This window comes from Micromonospora chersina, assembly GCF_900091475.1.
In the GTDB taxonomy this organism is placed as follows: Bacteria; Actinomycetota; Actinomycetes; order Mycobacteriales; family Micromonosporaceae; genus Micromonospora; species Micromonospora chersina.
This window is the reverse complement of the sequence record NZ_FMIB01000002.1, coordinates 926,362-943,105: the sequence shown is the minus strand read 5'-3', so window position 1 is coordinate 943,105 and position 16,744 is coordinate 926,362. Positions and strand designations below refer to the sequence as shown.

Sequence of the window (16,744 nt, the reverse complement as noted above, 5' to 3'; positions counted from 1 at the left end):
TTTCGTTGACTCAACACTTCGGCCCGGATACATTCTCCGCGTCGAACGTCGAGGAGCAGCACCAGGTGGCCGAACGCGGGACACCGCCGGTAGCGCCCGGAGACGCGGGGCAGGTCACATCAATCGAGGAGATTCATGAGGAGCAGATTTCCCCGGCGAGCCCTCCGCGGCGCGGTCGCGGTAGCCAGCGCCGTCGCCCTCGGGGCGGGTCTGGTCGCCTGCGGTGGTGGCAGCGGTTCGTCGAAGGACGGCGGGAGTCAGGGCAAGGACACCGCGACCGTCGCCTTCCGTACCCCCAACTGGATCCTGCCGATCTCGGCGCCCGGCTTCACGCAGGGCGAGAACGCCATCTTCGGCCAGGCGCTGTACCGGTCCCTCTACCAGTACAAGCTGGACGGCACGGCGCAGTACAACATCGACCCGCAGCGCTCGATGGCCGAGGCGCCGGTGGTCAGCGACGGCGGCAGGACGCTGACCATCACGCTGAAGGACAACACCTGGTCCGACGGAAAGCCGGTCACCACCCGGGACATCCAGTTCTGGTACGACCTGGTCAGGGCCAACAAGGACAAGTGGGCGTCCTACCGGGCCGGCGGCCTCCCGGACAACATCGCCCGGTGGTCGGTCAAGGACGAGAAGACCTTCTCGATCACCACCACGAAGGTCTTCAACACCGCCTGGTTCGTCGACAACCAGCTCAACAAGATCACCCCGATGCCCCAGCACGCCTGGGACAAGGACTCCGCCACCGCGGCCGTCAGCGACCTGGCCAGCACCCCGGCGGGCGCGAAGAAGGTCTTCGACTTCCTCACCGCGGCCGCCAAGGACCCGAAGACCTACGACTCCAACGAGCTGTGGAAGGTCACCAGCGGCCCCTGGAAGCTGGCGAAGTACGTGCCCAACGGCGAGGTCACCCTCGCCGCACAGCCGAACTACTCCGGCACGGACAAGCCGAAGCTCGCCAAGATCGTGCTGCGGCCGTTCACCGGCGACGACGCGGAGTTCAACGTCCTGCGCGCCGGTGACATCGACTACGGCTACGTGCCCGCGGCCAACCTCTCGCAGGAGGGCTACCTCAAGTCCAAGGGCTACACGGTCTCGCCGTGGTACGGCTGGTCCGTCACCTACCTGCAGCTGAACTTCAACAACCCGAAGACCGGGGTGCTGTTCAAGCAGCCGTACCTGCGGCAGTCGCTGCAGATGCTCATCGACCAGCCGACGATCAGCAAGGTGATCTGGTCCGGCACGGCCGCGCCGACCTGCGGCCCGGTGCCGGCCAAGCCGGGCGCCAACGGCACCGACGCCGCCGGCTGCGCCTACTCCTTCGACCCGGCGAAGGCGAAGGAACTGCTGGAGGGCCACGGCTGGAAGGTGACCCCGGACGGGCAGACCACCTGCCAGACGCCGGGCAGCGGGCCGAACCAGTGCGGCGAGGGCATCGCCGCCGGCACTCCGCTGAAGCTCACCGTGACCAGCCAGACCGGCTTCGCCGCCACGACCAAGATGTTCGCCGAGATCAAGTCGCAGATGGCCAAGCTGGGCATCCAGCTGACCATCAAGGAGGTGCCCGACTCGGTCGCGGTCACCCCGGCCTGCAAGCCGACCGACGCGACCTGCTCGTGGGACATGTCCTTCTTCGGCTCGCAGGGCAGCTGGTACTACCCGGCGTTCGCCAGCGGCGAGCGGCTCTTCGCCACCGGCGCCCCGGTGAACCTGGGCAGCTACAGCAACCCGGAGGCCGACAAGCTCATCGAGGCCACCCAGTTCTCCGGCGACGAGAGCGCGCTCAAGGCGTACAACGACTTCCTCGCCAAGGACCTGCCGGTGCTCTGGATGCCGAACCCGGTGTTCCAGGTCTCGGCGTACCGGTCCGGCCTGCAGGGGGTCGAGCCGCAGGACCCGATGAACTTCATGTACTTCCAGGACTGGTCCTGGAAGTGACCGACCACTGATCGTCCCGGCCCCGGCGGCGCCCACCGCGCCGCCGGGGTCCCGACCGGGGAGGAGGCGGGGCCCAGGTGGTCCGGTACCTCATCACGCGCGTGGGCCAGGCCCTCGTCGTCGTCGTGCTCGTCACGGTGATCGCGTTCCTCATCCTGCACCTGCTGCCCGGCGGCGCGGCACGCGCCACCCTCGGCAAGGAGGCGACGCTGGAGCAGCTGGCGGCGTTCAACCACGACATGGGCTACGACCGGCCCTGGATCCAGCAGTACGGCATGTACGTGCACCGCCTGCTGCGCGGCGACCTGGGCTACTCGTACCAGCTCAACCAGTCGGTCGTCGAGGCGATCAGCCAGCGGCTGCCGAAGACCATGGTGCTGTCGCTGCTGTCGACAGTGCTCGCCGTCGTGCTGGCGATCCCGCTCGGCGTGATCCAGGCGGTACGCCGCAACCGGTGGCCCGACTACGCCATCACCTCGCTGTCGCTGCTGGCGTACGCCACGCCCATCTTCTTCCTGGGCCTCATGATGATCATCGTGTTCTCGCAGGTCTGGCCGATCCTGCCGCCCGAGGCGCCGCAGGGGTTCACCGTGGCGGAGGTGCTCGCCGACCCGGCCGGGCTGGTCCTGCCGACGATCACGCTCGCCATCGTCACCATCGCCGTCTACTCGCGGTACGTCCGCTCCGCCATGGTCGACAACCTCAACGAGAACTACGTCCGCACCGCCCGCAGCAAGGGCCTCTCCGAGCGGCGGGTGGTGCTGCGGCACACCCTGCGCAACGGGCTGTTCCCGGTCATCGCGCTGCTCGGGATGTACCTGCCCGCGCTGTTCAGCGGCGCGCTGGTCGTCGAGTCGCTGTTCAACTTCCCCGGCATGGGACACCTGTTCTGGCAGGCGGCGCTCAAGCGTGACTTCCCGATCCTGCTCGGGGTCACCGTCATCATCTCGATCGCGACGGTGGTCGGCGCGCTCGTCGCCGACCTGCTCTACGCCGCCGTCGATCCCCGGGTCCGACTCCAGCGGAGCGCGTCATGACCACACTCTCCGAGGCGGTCCGCCCCGGCGCCGTCCCCGACCAGCCGGCCGACGCCGAGGCGCCGGTGCGCGGCCTCTGGCGGCAGGGGCTGGTCGTCTTCTGCGAGAACCGGCTGGCCCTCGTGGGCCTGGGCCTGTTCGTCCTGCTGGCCGGGATCTGCTTCCTCGGCCCGCTCTTCTACCACACCGACCAGGTGCACACCGACCTCACGGCGGTCCACCTGGCCCCCGGCGAGCAGGGGCACCCGCTCGGCACCGACGGGGTCGGCTACGACCAGTTGGGGCGGCTCATGCTCGGCGGTCAGACGTCGATCATCGTCGGGCTCGCCGCCGGGATCCTCGCCACCGCCGTGGGCACGATCTGGGGCGCCGTGGCCGGGTTCGCGGGCGGCTGGGTGGACTCGGCGATGATGCGGGTGGTCGACGCCATGATGTCGATCCCGTCGCTGTTCCTCTTCATGCTGCTCGCCGCCATCGTCACGCCGAGCGTGCCCATGCTCATCGTCATCATCGGCGCCTTCGCCTGGCTGGGCCCGGCGCGGCTGGTCCGGGGTGACGCGCTGACCCTGCGCTCCCGCGAGTACGTCCAGGCGATGCGGGGGATGGGTGGCACCGGCGGCCGGGCGGTACGCCGGCACATCGTGCCGAACGCCATCGGGACCGTGATCGTCAACGCGACCTTCCAGGTCGCCGACGCGATCCTCTATGTCGCGTACCTGTCCTTCCTCGGCCTCGGCGTCCCCCCGCCGGCGGCGAACTGGGGCGGGATGCTCTCCGACGGCCTGGCGGACACCTACAGCGGCCACTGGTGGCTGCACTACCCGCCCGGCATCGCCATCATCCTCATCGTCCTCGCCTTCAACTTCATCGGCGACGGGCTGAGGGACGCCTTCGAGGTCCGCCTCCGGCGACGCTGACCAGGAGCAGAAAATGAGCGAATCGACCGGCCGGCACACGCCGGCAGCCGGCGGAGTCCAGCCCCTGCTGGAACTGCGCGACCTCGACACCGACATCGCGCTGCGCCGGGGCACCGTGCACGCCCTGGACGGGGTCAGCCTCCAGGTCATGCCGGGGGAGACCCTCGGCGTCGTGGGGGAGTCGGGCAGCGGCAAGACGATGACCGCGCTCTCGATCATGGGCCTGCTGCCACCCGGTGGCCAGGTGGCCGGGGGACAGATCCTCTTCGAGGGCCGTGACCTGCGCGCGCTGCCGCCCGACGAGGTACGCCGGATCCGCGGGGTCCGGATGGGCATGGTCTTCCAGGACCCGCTCACCTCACTCAACCCGACCATGCGCATCGGCGTCCAGGTCGGCGAACCGCTGCGGGTGCACGAGCGGGTCGGCCGGGCGGAGGCCCGGGAGCGGACCATCGAGATCCTGCGCCGGGTCGGGATGCCGCGCCCGGAGCGGATCGTCGACAACTACCCGCACGAGCTGTCCGGCGGGATGCGGCAACGGGTCGCCATCGCGATGGCGCTGGTCTGCTCACCGCGCCTGCTCATCGCCGACGAGCCGACCACCGCGCTCGACGTCACCACCCAGCGGCAGATCCTCGAACTCATCGACGACCTCCGGGAAGAGTTCGGGATGGCGGTCGTCCTGGTCACCCACGACCTGGGGGTGATCGCCGGCCGCGCCGACCGGGTCGCCGTCATGTACGCCGGACGGGTGGTCGAGACCGCGGCGACCGCGGAGCTGTTCCGCTCGCCGCGGCACCGCTACACGCAGGCGCTCATGCAGGCGCTCCCCGAGTCGGCGGTCCGGGAGTCCGGCGAACACGCCCGCCTCTACAGCATCCCGGGCCTGCCGCCGGACCTGTCCCGGCCGCTGACCGGCTGCCGCTTCGCGCCACGCTGCCGGCACGTCACCGACGAGTGCCGGAGCACCGAGGTGACCCTGTCCGCCGGCGCGCACCAGCACGCCTGCCTGCACCCGGTGCCGGCGGAGAGCGCAGCGCCGGTCAGCCCGCCCGCCCCGGTACGGGTCGAGCCGGTGCCGCAACCGGCGGGCGCGGCGGCCGGCCCCGGTGAGCCGGCGGCGGAGCCGGTCCTGTCGGTGCGGAACCTGGTCAAGAACTACGCCGCGCACGGGCGCGGGCTGCTGCGCCGGACCGCCGGGCAGGTCAGCGCCGTGGCGGGTGTGTCGTTCGACGTCGGCCCGGGCGAGACGTTCGGGCTGGTCGGCGAATCCGGCTGCGGCAAGTCCACAGTGGGCCGGCTGGCCGTCGGGCTGGAGCAGCCGACCGCCGGGCAGATCCTGCTGGACGGCACGGACATCGCCGGCCTGGCCGGACGGGAACGCCGCCGGATGCACCGGCAGGTCCAGCTCATGTTCCAGGACAGCTACGCCGCCATGAACCCGCGGATGCGCGTCGACGCCATCCTCGCCGAACCCCTGGAGATCCAGAAGGTGGGCGGCACGGCGGAGCGTCGGGCGCGGATCGCCACGCTGCTCGACCAGGTGGGGCTGTCGCGGCGGGTCCTGGAGCGCTACCCCCACGAGTTCTCCGGCGGCCAACTGCAGCGCATCGGGCTGGCCCGGTCGCTGGCCCTGCAGCCCCGGCTGATCGTCGGCGACGAGCCGGTGAGCGCGCTGGACGTGTCCATCCAGGCGCAGGTCCTCAACCTCATGCGGGACCTGCAGCGTGAACTCGGCCTGGCGTACGTCTTCATCAGCCACGACCTGTCCGTCGTCGACTACATGGCGGACCGGATCGGCGTCATGTACCTCGGCAAGCTCGTCGAGGTCGGGCCCGCCCGGGACGTGGTCCGCGCCGCCCGGCACCCGTACACGCAGGCCCTCATCGACGCCGTCCCCACCGTCACGCCGAACCCCGCGGCCGCGCGTGACGGGGTGACCATCCGGGGCGAGCTGCCCAGCGCGCTGAACCCGCCCACCGGGTGTCGGTTCCGGACCCGTTGCCCGCTGGCCCAGGACGTCTGCGCGACCGAGCCGCCGCTTGCCGGCGACGCGCACCAGGTGGCCTGCCACTTCCCGCTGCGCCCGGAGTCGACCGCGGCGTCCGCCCGGGCCGGGGCGGCCGCGTGACCACCGTCGAGATCTGCGTCAGCGACGTGCCGACGGCGCTGGTGGCCGAGGCCGCCGGCGCCCACCGGTTGGAGCTGTGCGCCGATCTCGGCCAGGGCGGCACCACCCCGAGCCTGGGGACGGTCGAGGTCGCGCTGCGGACGTTGCGCCGGGCAGCCGTACGCGTCATGGTCCGCCCCCGTGGCGGTGACTTCCGGGTGAGCGAGGTCGAGGAGCAGGTCATGCTCGCCGACATCGCGGCCATCCGCGGCCTGCCCAATCCGCACGGTCTCGCGGTCGGGGTCGTGGTCGGTGCGCTCACCGCCGCGGGCGGCCTCGACCTGGCCGTGCTGCGGCGCCTCATCGAGGCGGCGGGGCCGCTGCCGGTGACGGTGCACAAGGCCTTCGACGAGGTCGGCGACCAGCTGCGGGCGATCGAGGAGCTCGTCGACCTCGGCGCCGACGCGGTGCTCACCTCGGGTGGGGCGCCGACCGCGCTTGCCGGCGCCCCACGTATCGCGGCACTGCGGCAGCGGGCCGGCGACCGGTTGCGGGTCATCGCCGGCGGCGGCATCCGGTCGCACAACGTCCGGCAGGTGCTCGCGGAGACCGGGGCGCGGGAGGTGCACCTGCGCGCGCCGGTGCGGCGGGACGGGCGCGAGGCCACGGACGGCACCGAGGTACGGCGGGTCGTCGACGCCGCGCGTGACCGCACACCGGTCGAGGACCGTTAACCTGCATAGGGCAGCCCAGCGGGGGAGTGCCGATCTACATGAGCGGGAGTCAGCGACGGTGCCGAAGGCCTACTGGATCACCACCTACCGGTCCATCAGCGACGCGGAGAAGGTCGCCGCGTACGCGAAGCTGGCGGGCCCGGCGCTGAGCGCCGCCGGCGGCACGTTCCTGGCGCGCGGCCTCCCGTCGTACGCGTTCGAGTCGGGCCGGATGGAGCGCACGACGCTCATCGAGTTCGACAGCGTCGACGCCGCGCTCGCCGCCCACGAGACCCCCGCCTACCAGGAGGCGCTGCGGGCGCTCGGGGACGGGGCCGACCGGGACCTGCGCATCATCGAAGCGGCGTCCTGACGCCAGGCGACGGGCAGGCCGGCGTGAGCGGGGGTGACGCCGCGGAGGTCAGCGACTTCGCGACCGGCGCGCCGGACACCACCGGGAAGCTGCGCGCCGAGCGGGCCGGCAACGGCCGTGACCGGGTCTACTCACTCACGTACGCCGGCCACGACGAGATCGGACGGCCGCTCGGACCCTCGGATCAGGCGAGGTCGGCGAGCCGCGCGGCCACCCGCTGCTCGGCGAGCTCCCGCGCGAACTCCACCGGGTGGCGGTCGGGCATCGTCTGCACCTCGGTCACGCCGAGCGCCGCGTACTCGGCCACCTCGGCCACGAACGCGTCGACGTCGGGCAGGGGCGGTCGCATGACCAGCACGGTCTTGTCGATGCCGTCGTAGTCCCGGCCTTCGGCGGCGCAGTGTTCCCGCAGCACGTCGAGCTTGTGCGCGACCTCCGCCGGGCTGTTGCCGAACAGGTTGCAGGCGTCGGCGTAGCGGGCCACGAGCCGCAGGGTCTTCTGCTCGCCGCCACCGCCGATCATGATCGAGGGGTGCGGCCGGCTGATCGGCGCCGGCACGTTCAGCGTCTCGGCCAGCTGGTAGTGCCTGCCGTCGAACCGGCCGTTGTCGTCGCTCCACATCTGCAGGCAGATCCGCAGCGTCTCCTCGAGCCGCTCGAAGCGCTCCGCGACCGGGACGACCGGCACCCCGAGGCCGCGCTGCTCACGGTCGTACCAGGACGCGCCGATGCCGAGCCGTGCCCGCCCGCCGGACAGCACGTCCAGCGTGGTCACGATCTTGGCGAGCAGGCCCGGGTAGCGGTACATCACGCCGGTGACCAGGACGCCGAGCGTCATCCGTTCGGTCCGGCCCGCCACGTAGCCGAGCGTCGTGTAGGCCTCCAGCATCGGCTCCTCGGCGGAGGTGGTGAACTCCATCTGGAAGTAGTGGTCCATGACGCTGAACGCGGACACCCCGGCCTGCTCCGCGATCCGGGCGGTCTCCGCCAGGGTCCCGGCCATCTCGGACGGGTCGGCGGGCGTGGAGAAGTTCCAGTAGTGCAGACCGAGCCTCATCGATGACTCCCTCGTCCCTGGGCCACCTGGCATTATGCCGGGCACTCGGCCTCCGCGGTGCCCAACGGGACCGCCGCCGGAAAGAACTTCCAGCTCCGAGTCCTGCGCAGAAGGATTTGTTTCGATACTGTGCTGCCGTGCCGCCCCCGCCTACCGTCAGCGCCCCACCGGACGACCGCGCGCCGACCACAGAGTCCACACGCTCCACCGTCCGCCGACGGGAGCCGGCGCGCTTCGCCGAAACCGGTCTCGGCTGGCTGCTCCTGCTCCCGTCGGTCGTCGTCTTCGCGCTGTTCGTGTTCTGGCCGCTGGGACGCACGCTCTACCTGTCCGTGCACGGCAACGACCTCTTCGGCGCCCCGTCGGTGTACGTCGGCGCCGAGCACTACCGGGAGATGCTGTCCGCCGAGTTCGGCAAGGTGCTCGCCACCACAGGCCTGTTCACGCTGTTCTCCGTGGTGCCGGCCGTCCTGGGCGCGCTGGTCGTGGTGCTGCTGCTGGAGGCGCGCATCCGCGGCGTACGCGTGCTGCGCACCGCGTTCGCGCTGCCGTTCGCGTTCTCGGTGGCCACCGCGTCGGTCGTCTTCGCCGTCATCTACAACCCGGCGATCGGCGTGGCCAACGGCGTGCTCGGATCCGTCGGGATAGACCGGGTCAACTGGCTCACCGACCCGTCGATCGCGCTGCCCGCCGTGGCCGCCGCGACGGTGTGGATGAACTTCGGCTACAACGTCCTCGTGCTCTCCGCCGGCGTCGCGGCGATCTCACCCGAGGTGGTCGAGGCGGCACGGCTGGACGGCGCGACCGGCTGGCGGTTGGCGTCCCGGATCACCGTGCCGCTGCTGTCTCCCCAGCTGTTCTTCCTCGTCGTGGTGTCCACGATCCACGCGCTGCAGAGCTTCGGGCAGATCCACATCCTGACCAAGGGCGGCCCGGACCAGGCCACCACGACGCTTGTCTACTCGATCTACGAGAAGGCGTTCGCCTTCGGGTCCTCCGACTTCGGATCAGCCAGCGCCCAGGCCGTCGTGCTGCTGGTCGTCATGCTCGCCTGCACGGCCGTCCAGTTCGGCATCCTCGAGCGGCGGGTCCACTATCGATGAAGAAGCTCAGTTTCGGGCAGGTCGCCGTCTACGTCGTGCTCGGCCTGGCCGCGATCCCGGTCCTGTTCCCCATCTACTACGGCTTCGTCGGCGCCGTGATGGGCCCCGGTGACCTGGCGACCTACCCACCCGCGCTGGTGCCGCACGAACTGCACTGGAAGAACATCAGTGACGTCTTCGACTCGGTGCCGCTCGGCCGCTTCTACGTCAACTCCGCCGTCCAGGCCGGGGTCATCACGGTGGCCCAGATCGTCACGAGCATCCTGGCCGCGTACGCCTTCGCGTTCCTTCGCCTGCCGGCGAAGGCGGTGACCTTCGCGCTGTTCCTCGCCACCCTCATGGTGCCGTGGGAGGCGATCATCATCCCCAACTACCTGGCCATCTCCGGCTGGGGCCTGGCGCGGGGCGGCCTCACCTACCTCGGCCTCGTGCTGCCCTTCCTCGCCTCGGCGTTCGGCACGTTCCTGCTGCGCCAGGCGTTCCTGCAGTTCCCGACCGAGTTGCGGGACGCCGCGGTGATCGACGGGTGCGGCCACTGGCGCCTGCTGTGGCGGGTCATCGTGCCCCTGTCCAAGCCGTCGATCGCCGCGGTCGGGGTCTACGTCTTCCTCTCGGCGTGGAACCAGTACTTCTGGCCGCTGATCCTGATCCGCGACTCCGACTTCCAGACCCTGCAGATCGGCATCTCGCAGCTCAACGACGCCGAGGTGGCGCAGCCGGGCCTGGTCCTCGCCGGCGTCGCGCTGTCCCTGCTCCCCACCCTGGCCGTCGTGCTGTTCGGCCAGCGCTACATCGTCCGCGGCCTCACGGCCGGCGCGCTGCGTTAATTCTCAAAGAGGAGAAACCCGTGAGACAACCTAGGCTCCGCCGGAGCATGACGGCATTCGTCGCCCTGGTCGCCGCCGCCGCGCTGACGGCGTGTGGTGGGTCCGGGTCCGGCACCGATTCCGGCAAGGACGCCCTCGAAGCGCCCGGCGCGGAGGTGCTCGAGAAGGCCACCGACAAGACCACCATCGAGTTCTGGCACGGGATGAAGGGCGCCAACGCCGCGGCGATCGACAAGCTGGTCGCCGACTTCAACGCCCAGAGCGGTGGCAAGGTCGAGGTCAAGGCCGTCTTCCAGGGCAACTACGACGAGACGATCGCGAAGTACAAGGCGGCGGTGCAGCAGAAGAACACCCCCGCGCTGGTGCAGATCTACGACATCGGCTCCCGCTTCATGGTCGATTCCAAGCAGACCGTGCCGATGTACAAGTTCATCGACAAGGACAAGTACAACGCGGGCGACATCGAACCGAACATCGCCAACTACTACTCGATCGACGGCAAGCTCCAGTCGATGCCGTTCAACACCTCCACCCCGCTGCTGTACCTGAACAAGGAAGCCTTCGTGAAGGCCGGCCTCGACCCGACGAAGCCGCCGCAGAACCTCGACGAGATCGGGGAGCTGGCGAAGAAGCTGACGATCAAGGACGCCGGCGGCAAGACCGTCCAGTACGGCTTCGGCGCGGCCATCTACGGCTGGCTGGTGGAGCAGCTCATCGCCACCGACGGCAAGGAGTACTGCGACAACGGCAACGGCCGCAAGGGCCTCGCCACGAAGGTGCAGTTCGACCAGGAGACCGGCGTGCGTGTCGCGCAGTGGTGGGCGGACCTGGTGAAGGGCGGCTACGCCACGAACACCGGCCGCAAGACCGACGACGCCCAGGCCGCCTTCAAGGCCGGCACGGTGGCCATGCACCTGGAGTCCACGGGCGCCATGCGGGGCTACATCGACGCGGCGAAGGGCAAGTTCACCGTGCTCACCGCGCCGTACCCGAAGGCGAGCAGCTCGGCCACGGGCGGGCCGATCATCGGTGGCGCCTCCCTGTGGATCAACGGCGTCGGGCACAGCGACAAGGAGAAGCGGGCCGCCTGGGAGTTCGTGAAGTTCGCCTCGAGCCCGGCCCAGCAGGCCAAGTGGCACACCGGCACGGGCTACGTGCCGGTCAACGCCAAGGCGCTCGACGAGCAGATCGACAAGGACTGGGTGGCGCAGTACCCGCAGTTCAAGACCGCCGTGGACCAGCTGCACGCCCTGCCGCCGTCGGTCGCGTCGGCCGGCTGCCTGCTCGGCGTCATGCCGCAGGCCCGCAAGGCGTCCGAGGACGGCCTGGAGGCGGCGATCGTCGGCAGCAAGCCGGCCGACCAGGCCATGAAGGACGCCGCGGCGAGCGTGAAGCCCGCGATCGACAGTTACAACAAGTCGGTCAGCTGACCGGCGGGTCGTGAGTGGGGCCGGCTCCGGGGAGCCGGCCCCACTCCGTGTCTCCGTCGGCTCGGATGACGTAGGCGTAGAGGTCGACGATGACGCCGTCGGCGCGGTGCAACCCGGCGGAGTCCCCGTTGGTGCTGTTCCAGAACGCGCTGGCACGCCCGTCGTGGTAGGCGGTCGAGTCGTCGTCGCCCGGGCCGGTGTGCACCCGCAGCAGCCCGCCCGGCGGGATGACGTGGTTGTCGCCCACCACGATCCGGTGGGACGCCTGGTTGCGCAGGTACCAGCCGCTGACGTCCACCGGCTGGTCGGAGACGTTGCGCAGCACGGCGTGCTCGCCGGGGGAGTGGTACCGGATGTCCTCGATGACCACGCCCGTCGCGCCCCGTGCCGGGCCCCGCCCGTCCAGCAGGTCGTTCAGGGCGGACGGATAGTTGGTGATCATGCCGTCGACGCCGAGGTCCAGGGCCCACCGCCAGAGCTCCGGCGAGTCGACCGTCCACGGCACCAGGGCCAGGCCCGCCTCGACGACACGGGCCGCGTCCTCGGGCCGCAGCCGGCGGATGTCCGGGTTGACCGAGAAGATCCACCCGGCGAGGTCCGTCAACCTCCCGCCCGCCGGCACGTCGTAGGTGATCAGCGAGACCGGGACGTCGGGCAGCTGCGTGTGGACGTCCTGGAGGGCCTGCTCGTCGAAGGACCCGACGATCAGCGGCCGCGGGCGGGCGCCCGGCGTGAGCCAGTCTCGGCGTCGGCGCAGCCGGGCGACGACCGCCCGCGCCAGCCCGGGATTCACCGCGGGGGACTTCAGTTCGAGGTTCAGCCCGACCCGGTCCCCGAGCAGGTCGAGCAGTTCGTCGAGGGTGAGGATGCGCTGGCCGGTGAACTCGGCCGCGTACCACCCGCCGGCGTCGAGCTTCCTCAGCTCGGCGAGGGTGAAGTCGTGCACGTTCCAGGGTGGGCGGTCGGCGAACACCCGCTGTGCGTCGGTGGTGCGGGCGAGGGTCACATCGTGGATGATCACCAGCTCCCCGTCGGCGCTGAGCTGGACGTCGGTCTCGACGTAGTCGGCGCCCTCGGCGATCGCGAGCTCGAAGGCGGCCGCGGTGTTCTCCGGCGCCATTCCGGACGACCCGCGGTGCGCGTACGTCGCGGCGCGCCGGCCGCCACGGCTGGCCGGCGGTGTCGAGCCCGCCCGGGGAGCCGGCGCCGTCGCCGGCCCGGCCCGGAGGCCGGGCCCCGATGACGGACTCGTGTGCATGAACAAACTCCCTGCGAACGGGCCGACGCCTCCGGCTACCGTCCGACCCTACCGAGATTCGGCGTGGACCTCCCACGAGGAACCGCCGAGGCCAGCCGGACCTGGTCGACGGGCACGTGCCGCGGACGTGCGGGCGGCCGCGGGATCAGCCGGCCGGCGCGCAGCGAGCGGTTCTGCCCCGGGACAAACAGCCTCGACAGGCATCCTCGCCGGGCCATAGCGTGTGAGCGGTCCAAGACGTGAGAGGGGCACAGCATGGCGGGGGCAGCCAGTCTGACGCAGGATGAGGCGCGGGAACGTGCCGCGCTGCTCACGGTCGAGAGGTACGACATCGCCGTCGATCTCACCGGCATGCTGGCGGGGGGCGAGTTCCGGGCGACCTCGACGATCACCTTCCGCTGCCTGACGCCCGGCGCCGGGACGTTTGTCGACTGTGTCGCCGAGGTGGAAGAGGCCACGCTCAACGGCGAGCCGATCGGCCCGGACACCGTCCGGGACGGGCGCATCGCCCTGACCGGCCTGACGGAGCGGAACACTCTCGTCGTCACCTCCGTGCAGCGTCAGACCGACCGCGGTTCGGGGGTGCACCGGGCGGTGGACCCGTCGGACGGCATGGTCTACGTCTGGACGACCTTCGAACCCGACGACGCTCGCCGAGCCTGGGCGTGCTTCGACCAGCCCGACCTGAAGGCGCCCTTCGCGATCACCGTCACCGCCCCGGTCGACTGGACGGTGCTGAGCAACTCCGGTGACCCCACGGTGAGTGAGCCGTCGGACGGCGCCAGGACGTGGGCCTTCCCGGACACGCCGCCGATGTCGACGTACATCCCGGTCGTCAACGCCGGGCCGCTCCACGAGCTGCGCTCGCAGCGAGGGGCTTACGACCTCGGCCTCTACGCGCGCGCGTCGTTGGCGTCGATGCTCGACCGGGACGCGGAGGAGCTGTTCGCCATCACGGCGGCAGGGCTGGCCTTCTACGGGGAGCGGTTCGCGTTGCCGTTTCCGCAGCGCCGCTACGACCAGGTGTTCATGCCCGAGTTCGGCGGCGCCATGGAGAACTACGGGTGCGTCACCTGGTCGGACGTCTTCGTCTACCGGGAGCCGCCCACATTCGTGGAGCGTCAGCTGCGGGCCCAGGTCCTGCTGCACGAGATGGCGCACATGTGGTTCGGCGACATGGTGACGATGCGCTGGTGGGACGACCTGTGGCTCAACGAGTCCTTCGCCGACTGGGCCTGCGCCTGGTCGGCGGCGAACGCCACGGAGTTCACCGGCATCTGGACCACGTTCCTCGCGAACGACAAGCAGTCGGCCTACCTCGCCGACAAGGCGCCGACCACGCATCCGATCCGGCAGCCGATCGCGGACACCGACGCGGCCGCCGCCACCTTCGACGCGATCACCTATCCGAAGGGTGCGAGCGTGCTCAAGCAGCTCGTCGCGTACGTCGGTGAGGACCGGTTCGTCGAAGGGCTGCGGGCGTACTTCCGCAGGCACGTGTGGGGGAACGCCACGCTGGAGGACCTGTTCGCCGAACTCGAGGGCGTGAGCGGGCGCGACCTGGCGTCCTGGCGCAAGACCTGGCTGGAGACCTCCGGGACCGACCGGCTCACGCTGGAGCGGCACGGCGACAACCTGGCACTGCGTGCCGTCGGGCCCGCAGGGGCCGAGCCGCGACCGCACGTGCTGCGGATCGGGCTGTACGACGGCCGGGAGGACACCTTCACGCTCCGCGCGTCCGCCCCGGTGGAGGTCCGCGCGGAGTTCACGCCGCTCTCTCTCGACGAGGCGGATCTGGTGCTGCTCAACGACGGCGACCTGACGTTCGCCTCGGTCCGGCCGGAGCCCTCCACCCTCCGTACCCTGGTCGACCGCGCCGGCCAGCTTCCGACGGCGACGGCGCGGATGCTGGCGGTCACCACGGTCTGGGACATGCTCACCACCGGGGAGGTCGCCACGGAGGACTTCGTGCGCTGTGCCACCGGAGCGCTGCTGCGGGAGTCGACGGACGCGGTGGTGGAGCCGCTGTTGACGCTCGCCGTGCGGGCGGGGGAGTACTGGTCGCCCGACAGCACCCGCAACGAGCTGCTCGCCTCGATCGCGGACACCTGTCTCGCCCTGGCCACTGACCCGGCCCGGGAGCAGGTGGCGCTGCGGACGCTGGCCCGGACCGCCACCACGCCGCAGCAGTTGTCGCAGCTCGCGGAGCGGGCGACCACGCCGGACCTGAGGTGGCGGAGGTTGTCCCGGCTGGCCGAACTCGGCCAGGTCGATCCGGCCGAGGTCGACGCTCTGGAGCGCGAGGACCCCAATCCCGATGCCTGGATCAAGGCCGTGCTGGTGCGGGCGGCGCAACCCACTCCCGAGGCCAAGCGGGCAGCCTGGGAGGCGCTCGTCGAGCAGCGGCGGGTGCCTGCGGGAATGATGCGAGAGGCGGGTCGTGCCTTCTGGCGCCCGTCTGCGGGAGACGTGCTCCGCCCGTTCGCGGATGCCTACATCGCGGCGGTGCCCTCGATGCACGAGGGCGGCATGCTGTGGGCGCTGGTGTTGTCGTCGGGGATGTTCCCCGCGGTCGGAGTGGACGGTTCGGTGGCCGACCGGCTCGAGGAGACGGCGGATCGCGAGGGCGTCAGCGCCCTGGTGTCGAAGAGCGTGCGGGAGCGCGTCGACGAGCTGCGCCGGATGCTGAGGGCCCGACGCGGGTAGGGCACCGGGCGCGCGGAATCGGCCGGCCGGGTCACCGATGCGTGGCCGGCTACAGCTCGTCGAGCGGCACGTCGGGGTCGGCCAGCCGGTCGAGGTCCACGGGACCGGCCGCGACGAGCCGCCGGATCGACGGGACCACGTCCCACACGTTGACGTTCATGCCGGCGAGCACCCGTCCGCGCGCCGTCCAGAAGGCGATGAACTCCCGCTTGGCGAGGTCGCCCCGGACGACGACCCGGTCGAACGCCCCGGGCGGCGCGTGTCCCACGTACTCCATGCCCAGGTCGTACTGGTCGGTGTAGAAGTAGGGCAGAGCGTCGTAGCTGACGGGCTGTCCCAGCATGGCGCGGGCCGCCGCCGGGCCGCCGTGCAGGGCGTTGGCCCAGTGCTCGACGCGCAGGTGCCGGCGCAGCACGGGATGGTAGGCGTTGGCGACGTCGCCGGCGGCGTGGATCTCCGGGTCGGCGGTGCGCAGGGACGCGTCGACGACGATTCCGTTCTCGACGGTGAGGCCCGCCGCCGCGGCCAGGTCGGTGTTCGGCCGTACGCCCACGGCCACCACCACGGCGTCGGCCGGCAGTTCGGTGCCGTCGACCAGCCGGACCGAGGAGACGCGGCCGGCGCCGCGGATCTCGTGGATCTCGGCGCCGAAGTGGAAGGTGACGCCGTGGTCCCGGTGCAGGTCGGCGAACACCCGGGCGATCTCGTCGCCGAGGACGCGGCGCAACGGCAGGGCGGCCGTCTCGACCACGTCGACGGTGACGCCGCGCTGCCGGGCGGCCGCGGCGACCTCCAGGCCGATCCATCCGGCGCCGACGATCACGAGGTGCGCGCCGTCGACAAGCGTCGCGGCGATCCGGCGGCTGTCGGCGAGCGTACGCAGCCGCAGCACCCCGTCCAGGTCGACGCCGGGCGCGGCGAGGTCGCGGGGCGTGGCGCCGGTGGCCAGCAGCAGCTTGTCGAACCGGAGGTGCCGGCCGTCGGCGAGCCGGACCTCGCCGGCGGACCGGTCGACGGCGACGGCGCGGGTGTCGGTGCGCAGGTCGACGTCGTGCGCGGCGTACCACCCGGCGTCGTGCACGTACACGCTGTCGGGTTCGGCGCCGCCGGTCAGCAGGCCCTTGGACAGCGGCGGCCGCTCGTACGGTCGCTCCGGCTCCTCGCCGATCACGACGATGCCGCCGTCGAAGCCCTCCTCCCGCAGCGTCTGCGCGGCCCGCGCGCCGGCGAGCCCGGCGCCCACGATCACGAACGTGCCGGTGTTCGACATCG

13 protein-coding genes are annotated in these 16,744 nt (G+C 71.2%); 10 read left to right on the top strand and 3 right to left on the bottom strand.

Annotation, left to right across the window (positions count from 1 at the left end; translation table 11 throughout):
• The first annotated feature begins 135 nt into the window (after positions 1-135).
• The 6 genes from GA0070603_RS04325 (at position 136) to GA0070603_RS04300 (ending at position 7,091) form a co-directional block, all read left to right on the top strand.
• Positions 136-1,941, top strand: a complete 1,806-nt coding sequence (locus GA0070603_RS04325) for a peptide ABC transporter substrate-binding protein (protein WP_091307474.1) — start codon at positions 136-138, stop codon at positions 1,939-1,941.
• Positions 1,942-2,018: 77 nt separating this feature from the next.
• A complete protein-coding gene (locus GA0070603_RS04320; protein ID WP_091307470.1) occupies positions 2,019-2,978 on the top strand; it encodes an ABC transporter permease in 960 nt (319 codons plus the stop codon).
• Complete coding sequence (locus GA0070603_RS04315; protein ID WP_091307466.1) at positions 2,975-3,895, top strand: ABC transporter permease; 921 nt, start codon at positions 2,975-2,977, stop codon at positions 3,893-3,895. Before GA0070603_RS04320 ends, GA0070603_RS04315 begins: the two co-directional genes overlap by 4 nt.
• Positions 3,896-3,908: 13 nt before the next feature.
• Positions 3,909-6,026, top strand: a complete 2,118-nt coding sequence (locus GA0070603_RS04310; protein WP_091307463.1) for an ABC transporter ATP-binding protein — start codon at positions 3,909-3,911, stop codon at positions 6,024-6,026.
• Entirely contained in the window at positions 6,023-6,739 is a 717-nt protein-coding gene (locus tag GA0070603_RS04305; RefSeq protein WP_091307460.1) for a copper homeostasis protein CutC, read from the top strand. Before GA0070603_RS04310 ends, GA0070603_RS04305 begins: the two co-directional genes overlap by 4 nt.
• 58 nt (positions 6,740-6,797) lie before the next feature.
• A complete protein-coding gene (locus GA0070603_RS04300) occupies positions 6,798-7,091 on the top strand; it encodes a DUF1330 domain-containing protein (RefSeq protein WP_091307458.1) in 294 nt (97 codons plus the stop codon).
• Positions 7,092-7,275: 184 nt separating this feature from the next.
• Here GA0070603_RS04300 and GA0070603_RS04295 read toward each other — a convergent pair whose 3' ends face one another.
• Complete coding sequence (locus GA0070603_RS04295; protein ID WP_091307455.1) at positions 7,276-8,148, bottom strand: LLM class F420-dependent oxidoreductase; 873 nt, start codon at positions 8,146-8,148, stop codon at positions 7,276-7,278.
• Positions 8,149-8,285: 137 nt separating this feature from the next.
• Between GA0070603_RS04295 and GA0070603_RS04290 the strand changes: the two genes are divergently transcribed.
• Genes GA0070603_RS04290 through GA0070603_RS04280 form a run of 3 tightly spaced genes read left to right on the top strand, consistent with a single transcriptional unit; the run spans position 8,286 to position 11,508 of the window.
• Positions 8,286-9,251, top strand: a complete 966-nt coding sequence (locus GA0070603_RS04290; protein WP_208862799.1) for a carbohydrate ABC transporter permease — start codon at positions 8,286-8,288, stop codon at positions 9,249-9,251.
• Entirely contained in the window at positions 9,248-10,078 is an 831-nt protein-coding gene (locus GA0070603_RS04285; protein WP_091307447.1) for a carbohydrate ABC transporter permease, read from the top strand. The genes GA0070603_RS04290 and GA0070603_RS04285 overlap by 4 nt, the downstream gene beginning before the upstream one ends.
• Positions 10,079-10,125: 47 nt before the next feature.
• The gene (locus tag GA0070603_RS04280) at positions 10,126-11,508 is read left to right on the top strand and encodes an ABC transporter substrate-binding protein (protein WP_208862798.1); all 1,383 of its coding nucleotides are present in this window, start codon (positions 10,126-10,128) and stop codon (positions 11,506-11,508) included.
• Here the strand turns inward: GA0070603_RS04280 and GA0070603_RS04275 are convergent.
• Entirely contained in the window at positions 11,501-12,766 is a 1,266-nt protein-coding gene (locus tag GA0070603_RS04275) for a glycerophosphodiester phosphodiesterase family protein (protein WP_091307440.1), read from the bottom strand. The two genes, GA0070603_RS04280 and GA0070603_RS04275, sit on opposite strands and share 8 nt — an antisense overlap.
• 255 nt (positions 12,767-13,021) lie before the next feature.
• Between GA0070603_RS04275 and pepN the strand changes: the two genes are divergently transcribed.
• Positions 13,022-15,472, top strand: a complete 2,451-nt coding sequence (gene pepN, locus GA0070603_RS04270) for an aminopeptidase N (RefSeq protein WP_091307436.1) — start codon at positions 13,022-13,024, stop codon at positions 15,470-15,472.
• Positions 15,473-15,521: 49 nt separating this feature from the next.
• Here pepN and GA0070603_RS04265 read toward each other — a convergent pair whose 3' ends face one another.
• Complete coding sequence (locus GA0070603_RS04265; RefSeq protein WP_091307432.1) at positions 15,522-16,742, bottom strand: NAD(P)/FAD-dependent oxidoreductase; 1,221 nt, start codon at positions 16,740-16,742, stop codon at positions 15,522-15,524.
• Between the last annotated feature and the right edge of the window lie 2 nt (positions 16,743-16,744).

Bases quoted from the DNA above. Each gene is read 5' to 3' on its own strand.
- GA0070603_RS04325 (WP_091307474.1), top strand. From the start codon at position 136: ATGAGGAGCAGATTTCCCCGGCGAGCCCTCCGCGGCGCGGTCGCGGTA.
- GA0070603_RS04315 (WP_091307466.1), top strand. From the start codon at position 2,975: ATGACCACACTCTCCGAGGCGGTCCGCCCCGGCGCCGTCCCCGACCAG.
- GA0070603_RS04310 (WP_091307463.1), top strand. From the start codon at position 3,909: ATGAGCGAATCGACCGGCCGGCACACGCCGGCAGCCGGCGGAGTCCAG.
- GA0070603_RS04295 (WP_091307455.1), bottom strand. From the start codon at position 8,148: ATGAGGCTCGGTCTGCACTACTGGAACTTCTCCACGCCCGCCGACCCG.
- GA0070603_RS04285 (WP_091307447.1), top strand. From the start codon at position 9,248: ATGAAGAAGCTCAGTTTCGGGCAGGTCGCCGTCTACGTCGTGCTCGGC.
- GA0070603_RS04280 (WP_208862798.1), top strand. From the start codon at position 10,126: ATGACGGCATTCGTCGCCCTGGTCGCCGCCGCCGCGCTGACGGCGTGT.
- GA0070603_RS04275 (WP_091307440.1), bottom strand. From the start codon at position 12,766: ATGCACACGAGTCCGTCATCGGGGCCCGGCCTCCGGGCCGGGCCGGCG.
- pepN (WP_091307436.1), top strand. From the start codon at position 13,022: ATGGCGGGGGCAGCCAGTCTGACGCAGGATGAGGCGCGGGAACGTGCC.
- GA0070603_RS04265 (WP_091307432.1), bottom strand. From the start codon at position 16,742: ATGTCGAACACCGGCACGTTCGTGATCGTGGGCGCCGGGCTCGCCGGC.